This is a genomic window from Methanomethylovorans sp. (genome assembly GCF_041447285.1).
Classification (GTDB): Archaea; Halobacteriota; Methanosarcinia; order Methanosarcinales; family Methanosarcinaceae; genus Methanomethylovorans.
This window is the reverse complement of record NZ_JBGMEB010000019.1, coordinates 59,121-76,373: the sequence shown is the minus strand read 5'-3', so window position 1 is coordinate 76,373 and position 17,253 is coordinate 59,121. Positions and strand designations below refer to the sequence as shown.

Here is a 17,253-nt window from a genome sequence, read left to right as displayed (position 1 = left end):
ACCTCAGAACCAACAGGTATATATGTTAGGTGAAACCTAACTAATCAAAAGGACTAGAGCATGATTGACAGAAAAGAGCATTTGTATGTGGTTTTTGAAAATCTTTTAAAGATCAAAAATGGATGCTCTTGTGAGGTCTTCTCTGAATGTGGGTTATCGGACATTACCGTAAAACAAATAGGATATCTAAAAACCATTGATGAGCATGGAGAAGTGACATTTAGCGGACTTGCTAAGATTACCAGAAACTCTAAACCCACTATTACAGAGATAATTAATAAATTTGTAAGAATGGAGTGTGTGTACAGAGATCGATGTCCTGACGATGGCAGGATCTATTATATCCGATTAACGGAAAAAGGCCAGATGATAGCCCGTTCCGAAAAGCATGCTTTGTTGAAAATGATAGAAAAAATGGCTGATTCATTGGATGAGGATGAGATGGACACTCTTATACATATTCTGAGCAAACTGAAATGATTTTTTTTGATATGCATAGTTAGGGAAAAGTGAACTAAGTAACTCCTAAACTCCCACAAACATCGAGATGATTAATAATGTATTCACAACAAACTCATAGTAACAAGGAGAGTGTGGTACTACCACTCTTCGATATAGTGGTTTATCCACACAGCCGGACAAAGTTCCTGATCAATAAAACTATTGGAGAATTGCTTTCAAGTGAAATGGACAATGGTGGAACAGTCCTGGTAATAGGTCTGACGGTAAAAAAAGATAAGCAGTCTTCTGATATCACCGAGGATGATTTATTCAGGACAGGAAACCTATTGCAGGTCACATCTATACAGCCTGCAGATGATGAATATCTAGTTTCTGTGAAATCTCTGCAAAGAATAGCTGCTTCTTCCCTGCACATCAAGGAGAATGGATTGTTCTATGCAACGTACTCTCCTGTCCCGGATGTAGAAGATCTTGAAGAGAGTTTAAAAGAAACTATACTAACAGATGTGAAAAAGACTATTCACGATATAAGTAGCCGTTTCCAGAGTTCAGACGAGTTTACGGGTCCGATAGCTGAGATGCATTCTGTTGATCAGATCATGGCTTATGTAATGCCATTTATGCCCATACAGGTATCTGAGAAACAGGATCTTCTGGAGACTGTTTCTGTACGAGAAAGGTATCTTACATTCCTTTATGTGCTGACCAAGCAGAAAGAGAACATAAACCTGCAGATAGAAGTTGCAAAGAAAGTTGCAGAAAAAGTCAATAAGACTCATCGTGAAGCAATGCTAAGGGAGCAGCTTAAGGTTATTCAGGAAGAGCTTAATGAAAACGAGGATTCTTCTGGTGAGGGGGGATATAAGGAAAGGATAGAAGCTTCAAAGATGCCTGATGAGGTTAAGAAAAAAGCCCTCTCGGAGCTAAAGAAACTCGAGAACGGAGGAAGTCATAACCCTGAAACTCCAGTGATCAAGAATTACCTGGATCTTCTGCTTGACCTTCCATGGGTTGTAGAGGAGAAAAAGAGTATTGATATCGAGCAAGCCCGCAATGTGCTTGAGAGCAATCACAATGGCCTTGAAAAGGTCAAAGAAAGGATAATCCAGCATCTGGCGGTAATGAAGCTAAAGCATGAAAAGCAGGGTTCCATCCTCCTCTTCACAGGGCCACCAGGAACTGGCAAAACAAGTCTTGGAAAGAGCATTGCAGATGCTTTGGGCAGGAAGTATGTGAGGGTGAGTCTTGGCGGTGTAAAGGATGAAGCCGAGATCAGAGGACACCGCAGAACTTACGTGGGAGCTTTGCCTGGACGGATCATTCAAGGCATAAGGAAGGCAGGCACGAAGAATCCTGTGTTCGTGCTTGATGAGATAGACAAGCTATCGTCTTCCTATTCAGGAGATCCGGCAAGCGCTCTTCTGGAAGTCCTTGACCCTGAGCAGAACGGTACTTTCTCGGACCATTACCTGGAGGTGCCGTATGACCTGTCCGAGGTGTTGTTCATAGCTACTGCCAACTCCCTTGCAACTGTCCCATGGCCGCTGCTTGACAGGATGGAGATCATAGAGATCTCGGGGTACACGAAAAATGAAAAGTTTGCAATTGCAAGGGACCATTTGATACCTGCTATACTGGAAGATCACGGCCTTGATGGAGATAAGCTCAGGATCGAAGATGATGCCTTAAAACTTATTATCGATAAGTATACCCGCGAAGCCGGAGTAAGGGGGCTTAAAAAGCAGCTTGCAAAGACTGCAAGGTTCGTGTCCGAGAGAATTGTTTCCGGGAAAGCTGAACTTCCGTATCTCGTGAGGGCAGATATGCTCACGGAGATCCTTGGAAAGGAGTTGATCCGGCAAGAAGAAGCCAGAAAAGAAAATGTGCCCGGGGTGGTCACGGGACTGGCCTGGACTCCAGTGGGCGGAGATATTCTTTTCATAGAAGGTACATTCATGCCTGGAAAAGGAAAGCTTACACTTACAGGTCAGCTTGGGGATGTGATGAAGGAGTCGGCTCAGATCTCTCTGAGTCTGGTGAGGTCACGGCTTGGCGGCACTGTAAAAAGCTTTGATTTCATCACAAGCGATATTCATATTCATGTGCCTTCGGGGGCAACTCCAAAGGATGGTCCTTCGGCAGGTGTGACCTCATTCACTGCGCTGACATCCCTGATCACTGGCAAAGCGGTTGATCCGAAACTTGCCATGACCGGTGAGATCACTCTAAGCGGTGCAGTGTTGCCGGTGGGTGGCATCAAGGAAAAGGTGCTGGCCGCGCACAGGGCTGGTATAAAGAAAGTGATCCTTCCAAAAGAGAACCAGAGGGATCTGGAAGATGTACCAGAAGATGCCAGGAATGAACTTACGTTCATAACCGTTGAGACCATTGAGGATGTACTGAAAGAGGCTCTGGGCATTGAACTGCCCAAACCGATAATATCACATCCCGGCAGCAGTAGTTTAGCGCCTGTACAGAATATTTAATCACAAGTGAAATTACGGTCCGGTAAGGGCCGTAAGATATTATTTTTGAGATATTGATTTTTAGACGCTAATTAATTTTATATAGTATTTGTAGCACCTATTTTTATACATTCTTTTGAAGTTTCTGGTGTTAAAAGATGAATAGTTATAAAAAAATAGTATACGTGCTTTTTGTCACATTCTTATTATTGAGCGTTGCAGGTTGTGTTCAGTCTGAAAATACGACTATGAATAAATCTCATGCTATCGATCAAGTTGCTGGACAGAATACTAATATATCATACGGCCAGTCAGACATGGCTATTCAGAAAGACATGACAGTGTCCCTTGTGAATGACGCTGTAGAGTTGATGGGTGAGAAAGGGGAACTTGCATTTGACAAGTTCAGGGAGAATGGGAGCAAGTGGTTCCATAATGACACTTATCTAAGTATCTGGACGCTTGAAGGTAAACGTGTTGTATATGCTCCGAATACAAGTATTGAAGGTGTGGATGTTTCCGCCCTTAAGGACTATGATGGTAATCCCATTGGAGAATATTTCATAGACACTGCCATGAGCGAAGAGGGTGAAGGCTGGGTCAGCTATCAATGGCCAAAACCAGATGAATCTGCTCCTGCTTTGAAGTACACATTCGTTAAAAGAACCTCAATAGGTGATCAGGCATACATTGTAACTTCCAGCTTCTATGTTGATGACTATGTTTATACGAATAGCCTTGAGGATATTGAATATTTCAGTCGCTTTAATTCAGTGTCACTTGGGAATGTCCTCCATCCCTCAAAGGTCGACAGAGACTTGGGTGTGAATTACAGTATCGCTCATGTGATAATCAGACCAGGTGCTTCTATCGGTGATCATGCTATGAAGAATCCTGAAGTTCATTTTGTACTTGCAGGTAAAGGCATTTTTTATATCGAGGATGTACTATTTGAACTGAGTGAAGGTCAAATGGTTCTTGTACCTGCAAATGCTAAGCAGCAAATTGTCAATAGCGGGGATCTAGCTCTTGAGTTCCTTTCTATTGATCAGCCGGCATGGGCACAGGAGAATGAAGAAACTCTCGACTAAGTAACAGATTTCTATTTTGACATGCGTTATGCATGCATTCTTTTTATCTGTTTGAGCTATAATCATTTAGAGCTCCCTCTATAGAACCAATAAATCAATTCTAAAGTAATTCTTTGAAAATTATGTGTTTAAAGTTCATAAAATGAACGGAACTATTCAATTTAATAATCCAGTTCTCGTTCCAGATTATTTTGTACTGAATCTCTAGTGTATTTTATTTACTTTCTCATATATTATCATAAATATTTTTATATAGTATCACTCTCATAATAGGAACTAACCTAATAATAGTAGGGAAAAACGGTGGCTTAATGGACAGAGACTCATATATAAAGAAAAACAGTAATTCAAAAAACACTTCAGTGGATGAGTTTATACAGCATCATTGTAGTGAAGCTGTCAAGAAAAACGGTAATCATTTATAAACCTCTACTTTATGTTTTTAGCTATCTGTTGATTATACTTTATATATGCAGTCCCTTGTCTTTGCCTGTATCTATTTTCAGATCCATCAAAAGTATAATTTGAATCATTCTCAAATGTCCTGGATCAAAAATTAGATTTGTTGGTGAATAATATCTAAATATGCTCTTTTAAGCATACCAATGCTTTAAAGAGACTCTAATTCTTCTCTGGACGTCATTTGAAGAATTTTGTGGCATAAAAGTTCATATTAAAGCTTTTAATCCTCAAATACCCTCCATTTTTCTCTTTAAGCTCTAAGTATCTTTTTATTATAAGATGCCAAATGGGGTTTTGCTGCCAGGAACATGCTGGTAAGCGTACCACCCAACACAGCTATCCCCCCTCCGAAGTGTGAAAAAACATACAATGGAGGTAAAAAGGAGGCGTCCTGCTATCCAGTGGATGCCTCCCTAAAGGAGGAACAAATTAACTTATGTGTGTTGTCGGGAGGGATAAAGTGAATCAAAAATATGGTTTCAAAAAGCATAATGCACTTGATAGAAGACAACTTAATCTGGTAATGTGGAATATGGTAAAGCAAATGTCTAATAATGCACAACAAGGTTTAACTCCGTCATCTTCCGGTTGCAATAAATCAAAATAAGAAGAAGTTCTTGTGCTGCGAATTTTACTGAAGCTTTTAACAAATTCTGGTAGTTTTCTAAATATCAGTTTCGGGCACTGATAAAAGGTTAAGGATAGATTTATGAATTTTTCACAGATTCTGCATCTTTTAGCAAATGTATGTCCATGTGTTCCAATATAATAGCTAGCCCCCATCCTTTACTTTATGATCAATTCTCCTGCTTACTTTGAAAAATTCATTAATATCTTTTTAGCAGTTGCAGTTTTCATGACTTGACAATATCAGTGGATTCTACGCTGCTGACAGAATAGGTGAATTTTTTTGGACATAAATTCCCGTTAATTTATGTTTTTCTATTTGGAACTTGGTATGCTTATGATCTGTTCATCAATCAATTGTTTCACTTCTCTTGTCATCAATTTGGATCTGAATATTGTGTGCTATTATTATCTAAGTTTTTTTATATACGCGGTGGGCGCATTATGTCCACAATTATTATATTTATGACCAAATAGCTTGGGATAATGGTGAAAAGCCATGATCCTGAAAAACGTAATTAGCTTATCTCTTATTTTGTTTTTTATAACAATTCCTCTTGCAGGATGTAGTACGGGTAGTCCTATTGTATACGTTGGTACTAGCAGTACGAGTGGAACTGTCAATTACAAATGCGACGGGACGAATGACCATATTGAAATAAACAAAGCATTAGCATATATTGATGGTCTTGGAGGAGGTACTGTATTTTTACGTGGTCCAAATACTTACTGGATTGACAGCACTTTATACATAGGTGCAAATACAGTGCTCACAGGTGACTCCTCAGCTGAGATCAAATTAGTTTCAAATGCCGGCTGGTCCTCAGGAGTGCCTTTGATAGCAAATATTGGAACTGATGATGATATCACAGTAACAGGTTTCACAATAGATGGAAACAGTGCAAATCAGGGAGTAAGTCTCGGTGCCGGGTATTACAATTTAATTTATTTTGATGGCGCTAATAATGTAGAAGTTTCAAATATGCGCCTTGAATGGGGATGTGGCGACGGGCTGAAAATAAGAAATGGGTATAATATAAAATTCATATATAATGATGTTTATAAACTCGGTCATGATGCACTTTATGCTATGGGATGCAGCAATGTCGAACATGCCTATAACACCATCATGACAAGAACAAATAGCGGATGCCGATATTCAGATGGCTGTACAGATTCTACGATTCACGACAATCTGATCTACTCTTCTATTTCCAGTGATTCTACTGGTCCAGCAATACAAATAGGTACGTCTTCAACTTCAAGCTGCGTTTTTGATGACATTGAAATCTACAACAATAAAATACATACTACTAATGGTGCAGGTATCTGGATATCTGCAAATTATCAGGATAATGTAATCCATGCTAAGGACGTATATATTCACCACAATACTTTTACAAAAGTCGGTCAATATTCAACTAACACTGGTTTTAGTAACGCTGCTATCGTTTTAGGTGATTTCGACAATACTATCATTGAGAACAACGTGTTTGATGATGGTGGGCATGCTGCCATAAAGTATTTCCTGAGAGATGGAAGACGTCAGCAACAAACCCAATTCACAACTTACGTCAGGAACAATATAATCATGAACAGCGATGGTGCTTCCTCCATCACTGGATCAGGTGTGGGAATATGGAACACTAATCCAACATATTCTAAATTTGTAGTCCAGAACAATGACATTTACAACAACAAAAATGGTCAAACCTATGGTAGTGGCTTTACAATGAGCAAAAACCTAAATGTTGACCCGCTATGCGTTGATTCAACTAATTCAAATGCTGGATCTCGTGACTACCATCTTAAAAGTACAGTTGGTCATTATTCTAGTGGAAGCTGGGTAACAGATTCAACATCCAGTGCATTGATAGATGCAGGATATTCTGGTTCATCCTATAGCAGTGAACCATCTCCAAATGGTGGAGTGATAAATATTGGCAGGTATGGTAATACCGCACAGGCATCTAAGAGTGTTTCATCAGCTTCAACAACAGATGCTGTTCCTGTTGCCAATGCTGGTGCAGATCAAAACGTAACTATAGGTTCTGACGTTAATTTTGATGGGAGTGCATCCACTGATGACAATGGAATAGCCTCATATTCATGGGACTTTGATGCATCAAACGGCATAACTTCTGAAGCAACGGGCAAGACTGCCGCGAACATTTATACGATCGCAGGAACTTACACTGTAACTCTCACAGTCACTGATATGAGCGGACAGAACTCAACAGATACATTAAAAATAATTGTCAATAATGTAGTTTCAAACCAGATAGATGATTCATTAACTGTCTATGATAACAGACTACGTGAAACAAATCCCGCTACTGTTTATTCAGACTCTGCCTATATTGACATAGGAAAGAGCACAAGTACTTCCCGAGATCTCATGTGGTTTGACCTTAGCGAGTACAACACAACGGATACAATATCCGAGGCAACTCTCTCACTATATTGGTATTACCCTTCAGCCACTACCCGTACTTCTGACACAGTAGTTGAAGTTTATAGGCCTGTTGAGTGGGATCCTGAATATGTCAGCTGGAACTACCGTGCTTCAGGTACTCTCTGGAACATAGCCGGAGGAGACTGGTTTGATAAAAGCGGTGTTTCTCAGGGTAGTACCCCATATGCAACTCTTACATTCCCGGCAAGCACAGTGCCTGGCAACAAATACTATGATTTTGATGTCACAGAACTTGTACAGGAATACATAAGTGGCGAATATGGCAACACTGGCTTCTTCCTCAAGGCAAAGACTGAAAGCGGCAATTACATTGCATTCTATAGCTCAGAATCAGCAAATGATGCCCAGAAACCAAAGTTAACTATCAATCTAACATCTGATGAAGTATCTGATGAAGTCCCGGTTGCACAAGCTGGTTCTGATAAGACTGTAACCACTGGTTCAGCTGTCAGTTTTGATGGCAATGCTTCCAGCGATGATAATGGCATAGTTTCTTACTCATGGGACTTTGATGCTTCAAATGGCATAACATCTGAAGCCACAGGAGTAACGGTTAGTACAACCTATTCCAGCGCAGGCAATTACACAGTGACCCTAACTGTCACTGATACCAGTGGCCAAAGATCAACGGATACATTGAATGTAGTTGTCAGTAGTCCGGTGAGTACTGTTTCAGGTCAGACAGTTTATGATAACAGGCTACGTGAAACTTCCCCTAATACTGTTTATTCAGATTCCTCTTACATTGATATAGGAAAGAGTACAAGTGCTTCCCGAGATCTCATGTGGTTTGATCTTAGCGAATACAACACTACAGACAAGATCTCCAAAGCAACGCTTTCCCTGTACTGGTATTACCCTTCAGCTGCTACTCGCAGTTCTAACACCGTGGTTGAAGTTTACAGGCCTGTTGAGTGGGATCCTGAATATGTTAGCTGGAACTATCGCGCTTCTGGTACTCTCTGGAACACAGCCGGAGGAAACTGGTATGATAAGAACGGCGTATCTCAGGGCAGTAGTCCTTATGCATCTCTTACTTTCCCGGCAAGCACATTACCTGGCAATAAGTACTATGATTTTGATGTCACCGAGCTTGTGCATGAATATGTAAGCGGTGAACATGAGAACACCGGTTTCTTCCTCAAGGCAAAGACCGAAAGTGGCAATTACATCGCATTCTACAGTTATGAGTCATCTGCTTCCCAGAAGCCTAAATTGGCTGTAAATGTAGCATCTGATGAAGCCCCGGTTGCAGAAGCTGGTGCTGATCAGAGTGTAACTACCGGTTCAGTTGTCAGCTTTGACGGCAGTGCTTCCAGTGATGATAGGGGTATAGTTTCTTACTCATGGGACTTTGATGCTTCAAACGGCATAACTTCTGAAGCAACCGGTACAACAGTTATTAAAACCTATAGCGCTGCAGGCAATTACACGGTGACCTTAACTGTCACTGATGTATTTGGTCAGATATCCACGGATACACTAAAGGTCGTTGTCACAAAGCCAATAGTTACTGTTGAACATTCAGCTACCTCTGACAACAGATTGCGTGAATCCTTGCCGACAACAGTTCTTTCAGATTCTACATATCTTGACATTGGAAAGAGTACAAGCGTTTGCAGGGATGTGCTGATGTTCGATCTAAGTTCCTATGACACCACGGATACAATAACCAAAGCAACTCTCTCACTGTATTGGTATTACCCTTCAGCCACTACCCGTACTTCTGATACTGTAGTTGAAGTCTACAGGCCAGTTGAGTGGGATGCAAAGTACGTGAGCTGGACCTCAAGAACCTCGGCTTCTACATGGACAGCAGCAGGAGGAAACTGGTATGACAAGAATGGTGTTGCTCAGGGTAGTACACCATATGCTTCTCTTACATTCCCTGCCAGCACAGTACCTGGTAACAAGTACTATGACTTTGATGTCACAGAGCTTGTGCAGGAATATGTAACCGGTGAACATGAGAACACCGGTTTCTTCCTCAAGGCAAAGACTGAGAGTGGGAACTATATTGCATTCTATAGCTCTGAGTCGTCTGCTTCACAGAGACCTAAGTTAACCATAACAAGTTAAGATTGTGGCTGATGTGAGCGAAAATTATTTTCGCTCCATTTTTTCCTTTTTATGGATCTCTTTTTATCAAAGTAAAAAAGATGGTTTTAGTATAATTCCTCCAAGCTTCACTGATTTTGACTGGCTGGTCTTTCTCCATTTAACGACATACAGCCGTGGTGGTCCACGAATCCAATAATATAACTCCATTCTTCAGTAATGCAGGATTTATAACCTTGCAGCTACATGTTTTATGTAAGGTCCGAAGATCATATCTTTATAAGCTCCCCCTGCCGGGACCTTAGGATAAAGAACCTCTTCACTGTCAGTGCAAACCTCGAGAAAGCAAGGCCCTTCCACAGCCAGAAGATCCTCAATGCCTTGCCTGAGATCCTGTCGGTCTCTTATCCTTTTTGAATAGTTAAAACCAAAGGAACGCGCTATCTCAGCAAAATTGACATCCTTTTGTCTTTGTGTCCCCGTTCTAACGCCTTCATACGCTGCATCCTGCAGATTCTGTACCATGCCATCGCTCCTGTTGTTTAGCATGAGTATTTTTATAGGCAGGTCAAGGGATGCTATGGTATGTAATTCACCCAGGTTCATTCTCAGGCTACCGTCTCCATCGATGGCAATGATCTTTGAATCTGGATTTGCAAAATAAACACCAATTGCTGTAGGCATGGAAAAGCCCATTGTGCCAAAAGAACCAGAAGTCATGAAGGACTTCTCTCTTCGTATGGGCAAATATTGAGCTGCAAGCATCTGATGATTACCAACACCTGTGGTTATCTTCGTGTGCTCATCGATATAAGCTGATAGCACATCCATAACCTCAGCAGACTGAATATATGTGGATTCCCTGTTGTAGTCAAGTGGCCATGATCTTTTAAGTTGTCGGGCATGATCCTGCCATTCATGGATATCAATAGTGATATTATGTTTCTTTGCATAGTTCAGCAGGTCCCTGATGGCTGTGGGAGCATCCCCTATGAATGTGAACTTTGGACCACGTTCTATCTTTATCTGATGCATTTTCTCTGGATTGATATCTATGTATGCTATGTCGGCACAAATTGCAAATCCTACTTTTTCAGCAACCCTGTCATCCCATCTGACACCAATGGCAAAGAAGAGGTCATTTTCCTGGATGAGCATATTTGCACAAGGTGTACCAAACATACCCAGCATTCCTATATTCAGTTCTTCCCTTTCGTCAACCACACCCTTTGCCATGAGCGTATTAACAGAAGGTATCCTGAAATGCTTGTTAAACTCCGTTATTGCCTTGCTCCCTTGCTGTGAGTTAAGGCCACCTCCCAGGTAAAGCAATGGCTTTTTAGAATGAAGCAATATCTGGAAGAACTCTTCACACTGATCATCACAGAGATGTCTGTCATCGTGATAGCTTTCTTCGAACCTTCTTACATTAATGCCTTCATAACCATGGACTTTAAGCTGTTTATCAAGAGGAAAATCTATGACCACAGGGCCGGGTTTACCGGACTTTGCAAAGTAATAGGCATCCTTAACTATAGATTCAACATCGTCGCTATTTGATAACTGGATGACTTTCTTGGCAGCATCTCCAAAAACACTTGTCACACTGATGTGCTGGAAAGAGTCGGTTCCAATCTTATGTTCAGGAACCTGCCCTGCAAAAACAAGTAATGGAATGCTGTCACCATAAGCATCTGCAACAGCTGTAAGAGTGTTTGTTATAGCAGGTCCTGATGTAACAATTGCCACACCGACCTTATTGCTGGATCTAGAATATCCTGCTGCACTGAATGCAGAGGATTGCTCGTTTGAATTTATGACTATTTCAATATCACTCTGCTGGAGCGCATGGAATACAGGAAGTATAGCTGCTCCTGTATAACCAAAGATGCATTTGACCCCAAGGTCCTCCAGACTTTTGACCAGCACTTCTGCCCCATTCATTTCTTTCATTTTCAACTCTCCTTAGAAAGAAACCAGCCTGGCACAGAATGCACTAATAAGTAAACAATCCCAAAACAGTACACTTGAGCCAGAAAAGTCTCTTGCTCAAGCGAATACTACTACTACTACTACCGCTACTACAGATGCAATGAATAGAGTAACTGCGTAGTCGGTAATACTATCTCCTCACTTGCCAAATGGGACGGATTTTACTTAACTGTTTTGTGTCAATATTAATGTTAACTAAATAGTGAACTTTATATTTCGGTATGGGGTAATTTTTGACTCTAAATAAAATTACCTCCCAGTTAAAGTACTTGAGCTCAGGGTTGGGGTGAGGTGGTTAACCCCGTACTATCATGGGGTTTCAATTCCAGTTCTATGTTGTTCCTTTAACCTTTGAATATATGGCTTCTTAATGACCTTGCCATTCTTCTAAGTGTCCATCGCCTAAGTTTTCAAAAATATTCTTCAGTAAATACGTTATCAGAGCAACAAGCAACCCAAAGGAACCTGCTGCCATAAAAACCGTGTCAAGATCAAAATATGACAGGATTATACCAAGCACTATGGGAGAAAGACAAGTACCAACGAACTTCATGGAGTTATGAATAGATAGAACTCCACCTTTTGATTCCAAGGGGGAGATATGAATAATCTGTGTATCGATTGTGGTTTGAGCAAGTCCATACCCTGCTCCGAATAGCAATAATAAAGGAATAACTGCAACAATTGAATGTGCAAATGAGATGGATAATATTGCCAGTCCAGCAAATAGAAAACCAGTAGCAATAATTATTGTCTTTGAATATTTACTGGCCAGATTCTTTATGCGGGACGTAGTAAAAATGATAGCTATCCCTTGTAGAGCCAACATAAGTCCTGCTTCTTTTGCAGTATAGCCAAGTACATTCTCAAGCATAAATGGCACGTAGACAAGCACTGCATAGAGTAGGAAGAAAAGCGCAAATCCCTGGAATATCGTATATATTACTCTCAATTCTTTGAGCGCTTTGAACCCATTAATTATGCCCTTGTGATCATCATTGCTTCTCTGAACCCTTGTCTCTGGAAGGGAGGTAAGCACAACAAAAGCAAATGGAAGTGAAAGTGCATAGAAAAAGAATGGATAGTTCCATCCCAAGCTTGCCAGTCCTCCGCCTATTAGAGGAGCAGATACCGAGCCAATGGCAAGAGCAATACCAACCCTGCTCATGGCATGCAAACTTTCATGACCTTTGTACACATCCGCTATGATCAGCATGGTCAAAGGCAGCAGGGCCGCTGCTCCGATTCCTTGTATGAACCTTAAAATAAGAATCAATTGCATATCAGTGGTGAAATAACTTACAAGTCCTGGTAGACCGTAAATGGTAAGGCAGGGAACAAGTATTCTCTTACGGTCCACACGGTCAATGAAATGCCCAATAACCAGTGTAAAAATAGCCGTTGAGAGAGTGAACGCTGAAATTAATAGCCCTACCTCATGGGATGTTGTTTGCAATGGTTCCACCATTTCTGGCAAAACTGGTGCTAAAAGAGCTCCTCCCGCCATTGCAAAATATGCAGTAATACAAAGCATTAGAAGATGAATGTTTTTAAATTGCATGATATGATCTCGTAATTTCACATTATTTTGAATACATTTTCAAACATAATTTCAAGTGAGTTCGTAATCTTTCTTCTTTGAGTGTCATCAAAGCCAAAGAAGAGGATATCTTCCCACTCTGAAGCTATTTTTTTCAGATTTGGTTCTATATTTTTTCCTTTATCAGTAAGGAAAACTCTGTATGATCTCCTGTCCTTCTCATCCCTGAGTCTGAAAACATAACCCTCATCAACAAGTTTCTGTATCGCCCTTGTAGTAGTGCCTTTATCGATTTTTAGATAGTCAGAAAGACTTTCCTGGTTAATTCCATCCTCACGATACAGTCTCATCAGAAAAGGAAACTGTCCGATTCCGATACCATACGGCTCAATTTTTTTCCCAATATAAATCTGTTCATATCTGTAGAGATATGAGATGGCCTTTCCAATGAACTCCTTACCACACATTTCATTAGCATGAGAGTCTCCATTGAATTCAATTGTATTCATTTCTATTATCCCCCACTTTTCCTGGCCAATATAGTTGTATATGCAACCAAATTAGTTGCATATGCAAACAATCAATCTGATAAATAGTTGTCGATGCAACTAGTACTTCCAAAGTTTAGCTTAATCTTTATGTGTCCATTCTACATCTCTAAGGTTAAGTGATTAGGATATGGATACATTGCAGTTTACATTAGTGTTTAGCTTTAGAGACCTAATGGAAATAGGTTGTATCTTTATGGGTTACTATTATATTTTTGCAAAAAAGATTTGCCAGGTACTGATATAATCAATAAAATTCAAAATGAATTTTTTCCCACTAAAGGAATGTACTTACTTATATACACAAAAATATACTATACATGTATATTAAATGTATTCGATACATTGCTCCTTGAAGCAGAGTATGGTATCAAACACTTAAACGATGCGTGATATTATGACACATGTTGTTGTGCAAAACGTTTTTAGAAAAGAGAGCATCGGATTTACAGGATTACTAACAATAGCTTTAGTGATCGCTAAAGCTCTCGGATACCTGGAAATAGAATGGCTGTGGGTATTTGCGCCATTATGGTTGCCAGTTGCTATTGTTTTTGTATTGATGCTAATTATCCTAGCTCTTATTATAGTAGTGCTTTTCCTAGCTGTACTTGCTTACCTTGCAGTAAATGCGGTAAAGATAGCTTATCATCTTGTTTGAAATTGGTAAAGTGGTTAATACCACATAACCAAACATTTTAAGACTTTTACCATTTTCCCAGGCAGGATTGGCATTCAGAACTAGCTCTATTTTCCAATACATCAATATTTTTTATTACCTGCTTTTCTGAGAAACCACGCTCTTCAACCAAAAAATCATACAATGCGTCTGATTTTGGCTTTTTCCATTTAAGAGAATAATCTTTTGTTACCGGAGGATTCATGAAGAAATCCTTAATATCCTCCACTGAAACACAGGCTCTTATATCCTTGTTTTCTTCTCTAAGCATTGTGTTAATATCTCCATGCTTTGAAATGAGTTTAAGTGCAGTCTTTGGACCCACACGCTGTATTCCCTCATTGAAATCTGTGCCAATGCAGATGGCAACGTCAATAAGTTGTTCACGGGTGATATCCAGCTGCTTAAGAGAGTCTGTCAAGGAAACATGTTCTGGGTTCTTTGAAACATATGCAGATTTCCCAGGAACTTTTCTTTTACCGGTGCTACCCAGGTTACGGACAACATTTTCAGCTCCGAAAAGAAATACATCATAATCCTGTGAACCCACGAGGTCAGCATCTCCGCAAGAGGTCATAAAAGCTGCCTGTGCCTCTGCTTCGGATTCAGCCTGTACGCAGGGAATACCCATAAGCTCAAGGAGTTTTTTTGATTCTTCAAGGATCTGTGGTGTTATCCGGGAAGTCCCCTGAGCGAATTTCTTCATATCTTCAAGGTTACCTTCTTGCTTTGCCATCTCATAATTGCGGGCTGCCATCTCTTTGCATTCCTTACGTTTTTCCAGCGTTCCCATTTTCATTTGTGGTGGCTTGCCATCGAATATGAAAAAAGGTTTAATATTCGCATCCCTCATTTTGCTTATCCTTGAGAGAAGTCCTGTAAGATGGGACGTAGGATTTCCTGAGGTATCAGTAAGCAGTGAACCATCTTTTTGCCTTATGGCACTAAGGAACTGATAAATGGTATTATATGCATCGATAGCGATCACTTTGCCTGAAAGTTCTTCGTAAGTGACCGGATTTTTCGTGAGGAGTGAACCTATTTGCGTACCCATGATGACCTTCTGATTTTTGTTTCAAATGGTCATTCTGGTTTATAGTGCTATTGTATGAGCAATAGCAGATGCATCTATGTTTTAATATAGTACGGATCTATTGATATCTAAATAGTTACAGATAGAAAGAAATAGCTGTATAGAGGTATTACTTCTCTACAATAATTGAGCGGTGATCGCGTTTTTGAATCATCATGTAAGCACATTAGGTCCGGGTGACGTTTTCAGGGATTGGCTTGTATACATACTTGGAGACAGGATAAAGAATAAATCCTGCAGTGTGGAGGTTTTCAAGTACAAACCATCTTCACACACTGTATGCAGGTACCAGTTCAAAGGCGAACACTACAGTGTTATTGCAAAGTTCTTTGCAGAACCGACTGGGAAATTGAAGAGATATAACGCATACGAGGCAATGGTTAAGGAATACAATAACCTGCGGGAAGTTCAGTCAATTGTAAATGTGCCAGTACCTATAGCGATACATCAGGATTTCAACTGTGCTCTTGTGACAGAATACATTTCAGGTAAGTCTTTTTCCTGGTATCTGTCCCATGATAAGGACATATACGACAAACTGACAGCAATAGCTCATACTTTACACAGACTGCATAAGCATACCCGCCATGATTATTACGACAAGACAAGAGATTTTGCGAATTTCCATAGTGTGCTTGACCAGTTAAAACTCAATGATTCTCTAAGAAATCAGTTCAATGAGCTTCTTGGGAGATGGTGGTACAGTTCCCTTTTGGACCAGGCGCAAGGATGTATGATCCACCGGGATGCAACACCATCGAACTATATGTTCCATAACGGTATTCCATATATCCTTGATCTTGAAAGTTCCTGGCATAATGCACACTATGCAAGAGATCTGGGTATAATGTGTTCTGAACTTAAAAACCATTTCGAATTACGCAAAGGTTCAGGTAATCTTGCAGAACCTTATATCGGACACTTCCTCTGGCATTACAGCAAAAATGAAAGTGACTTTTTTAAAACTACAAAGATTCTTCCTTTCTTCATGAGTTTGGGTTTTTTGAGGTCTGCAAGGCTTCACAGGCACAATCAACATCACGAGTATCTGATTAAGGAGGCAGCTGAATGTTTGAAAGCTCTGGGATAAAAGGTATGATTTTTGACTTATATGGTACACTAATAGATATCCAGACAGATGAAGATGATTTTTACACATATGATACTGTGAGTAAGTGGTTGCAGTATAAAGGTGTGAAGATAGATCCGGAGGTATTGAAATCAGAATACCATTCTAAGATAGCAGACAGGATGGCAGTTTCTAAAGAACAGTATCCTGAGGTAAGGGTGGAAGAGATATTTGCAGAGATCTGTAATGAAAACGCAATATGGAAAAGTGATACGACTTATCTGGGCATTGAAACTTCAAAGGTGTTCCGTTCTGCATCACTACGCAGAATGCGCCCCTTTGAGGAAAGTCTGAAGATACTCCTAAGATATAAGGACATTCCAAAATGTTTAGTTTCCAATGGTCAACGTGTTTTTTCTGAAAAGGAATTGCGTTTTCTGGGTCTATATGAGCATTTTGACCATGTGATCTTTTCTTCTGATGTAAGGTATAAAAAGCCTGATCCTCGTATCTTCAAAATAGCACTCGATCGCCTGAAACTTAAGCCGGATGAAGTGCTTTCCATCGGTGATACCGTGGAAAATGATGTCATCACGCCCCGGGAAATGGGCATGGAAGCCATGCATGTCTATGATGCCTGGTCATCACTACTCGATTAAGGACAAAGAGCTAAAAATCTCTATGTAAGCAA

General features: G+C 40.3%; 11 protein-coding genes. 7 read left to right on the top strand and 4 right to left on the bottom strand.

What is annotated here, in order from left to right; genetic code table 11:
- Nucleotides 1-60 precede the first annotated feature (60 nt).
- From ACC612_RS11705 to ACC612_RS11690, 4 genes are all read left to right on the top strand, one after another.
- The gene (locus ACC612_RS11705) at nt 61-480 is read left to right on the top strand and encodes a MarR family winged helix-turn-helix transcriptional regulator (RefSeq protein ID WP_371854728.1); all 420 of its coding nucleotides are present in this window, start codon (nt 61-63) and stop codon (nt 478-480) included.
- A 77-nt stretch (nt 481-557) separates the two neighbouring features.
- Nucleotides 558-2,948, top strand: a complete 2,391-nt coding sequence (lon, locus tag ACC612_RS11700) for an endopeptidase La (RefSeq protein ID WP_371854727.1) — start codon at nt 558-560, stop codon at nt 2,946-2,948.
- Nucleotides 2,949-3,085: 137 nt separating this feature from the next.
- Nucleotides 3,086-4,018, top strand: coding sequence for a cache domain-containing protein (locus tag ACC612_RS11695; RefSeq protein ID WP_371854726.1), 933 nt, complete (start codon nt 3,086-3,088; stop codon nt 4,016-4,018).
- Nucleotides 4,019-5,606: 1,588 nt separating this feature from the next.
- Nucleotides 5,607-9,662, top strand: a complete 4,056-nt coding sequence (locus ACC612_RS11690) for a disaggregatase related repeat-containing protein (RefSeq protein ID WP_371854725.1) — start codon at nt 5,607-5,609, stop codon at nt 9,660-9,662.
- A gap of 207 nt (nt 9,663-9,869) precedes the next feature.
- Here ACC612_RS11690 and ACC612_RS11685 read toward each other — a convergent pair whose 3' ends face one another.
- The 3 genes from ACC612_RS11685 to ACC612_RS11675 form a co-directional block, all read right to left on the bottom strand.
- On the bottom strand, nt 9,870-11,594 hold the full coding sequence (locus ACC612_RS11685; RefSeq protein WP_371854724.1) for a thiamine pyrophosphate-binding protein: 1,725 nt from the start codon (nt 11,592-11,594) through the stop codon (nt 9,870-9,872).
- A gap of 406 nt (nt 11,595-12,000) precedes the next feature.
- On the bottom strand, nt 12,001-13,194 hold the full coding sequence (locus tag ACC612_RS11680; RefSeq protein WP_371854723.1) for an MFS transporter: 1,194 nt from the start codon (nt 13,192-13,194) through the stop codon (nt 12,001-12,003).
- Nucleotides 13,195-13,211: 17 nt separating this feature from the next.
- Nucleotides 13,212-13,682 (bottom strand): MarR family winged helix-turn-helix transcriptional regulator, encoded by a 471-nt coding sequence (locus ACC612_RS11675; protein ID WP_371854722.1) that lies wholly within the window; start codon nt 13,680-13,682, stop codon nt 13,212-13,214.
- Nucleotides 13,683-14,118: 436 nt separating this feature from the next.
- Between ACC612_RS11675 and ACC612_RS11670 the strand changes: the two genes are divergently transcribed.
- Nucleotides 14,119-14,382 carry a hypothetical protein gene (locus ACC612_RS11670; protein WP_371854721.1) on the top strand — a complete coding sequence of 88 codons (264 nt, stop codon included), beginning with the start codon at nt 14,119-14,121 and terminating at the stop codon, nt 14,380-14,382.
- Nucleotides 14,383-14,428: 46 nt separating this feature from the next.
- On the opposite strand, the gene fen is transcribed toward ACC612_RS11670, so the two are convergent.
- Nucleotides 14,429-15,454, bottom strand: a complete 1,026-nt coding sequence (gene fen / locus ACC612_RS11665) for a flap endonuclease-1 (RefSeq protein ID WP_371854719.1) — start codon at nt 15,452-15,454, stop codon at nt 14,429-14,431.
- 184 nt (nt 15,455-15,638) lie between these two features.
- Here fen and ACC612_RS11660 point away from each other — a divergent pair, with 184 nt between their 5' ends.
- Nucleotides 15,639-16,583 carry a phosphotransferase gene (locus tag ACC612_RS11660; protein ID WP_371854718.1) on the top strand — a complete coding sequence of 315 codons (945 nt, stop codon included), beginning with the start codon at nt 15,639-15,641 and terminating at the stop codon, nt 16,581-16,583.
- A complete protein-coding gene (locus ACC612_RS11655) occupies nt 16,562-17,221 on the top strand; it encodes an HAD family hydrolase (protein WP_371854717.1) in 660 nt (219 codons plus the stop codon). Before ACC612_RS11660 ends, ACC612_RS11655 begins: the two co-directional genes overlap by 22 nt.
- Nucleotides 17,222-17,253: the final 32 nt, after the last annotated feature.

Bases quoted from the DNA above. Each gene is read 5' to 3' on its own strand.
- ACC612_RS11705 (WP_371854728.1), top strand. From the start codon at position 61: ATGATTGACAGAAAAGAGCATTTGTATGTGGTTTTTGAAAATCTTTTA.
- lon (WP_371854727.1), top strand. From the start codon at position 558: ATGTATTCACAACAAACTCATAGTAACAAGGAGAGTGTGGTACTACCA.
- ACC612_RS11695 (WP_371854726.1), top strand. From the start codon at position 3,086: ATGAATAGTTATAAAAAAATAGTATACGTGCTTTTTGTCACATTCTTA.
- ACC612_RS11690 (WP_371854725.1), top strand. From the start codon at position 5,607: ATGATCCTGAAAAACGTAATTAGCTTATCTCTTATTTTGTTTTTTATA.
- ACC612_RS11685 (WP_371854724.1), bottom strand. From the start codon at position 11,594: ATGAAAGAAATGAATGGGGCAGAAGTGCTGGTCAAAAGTCTGGAGGAC.
- ACC612_RS11680 (WP_371854723.1), bottom strand. From the start codon at position 13,194: ATGCAATTTAAAAACATTCATCTTCTAATGCTTTGTATTACTGCATAT.
- ACC612_RS11675 (WP_371854722.1), bottom strand. From the start codon at position 13,682: ATGAATACAATTGAATTCAATGGAGACTCTCATGCTAATGAAATGTGT.
- ACC612_RS11670 (WP_371854721.1), top strand. From the start codon at position 14,119: ATGACACATGTTGTTGTGCAAAACGTTTTTAGAAAAGAGAGCATCGGA.
- fen (WP_371854719.1), bottom strand. From the start codon at position 15,454: ATGGGTACGCAAATAGGTTCACTCCTCACGAAAAATCCGGTCACTTAC.
- ACC612_RS11655 (WP_371854717.1), top strand. From the start codon at position 16,562: ATGTTTGAAAGCTCTGGGATAAAAGGTATGATTTTTGACTTATATGGT.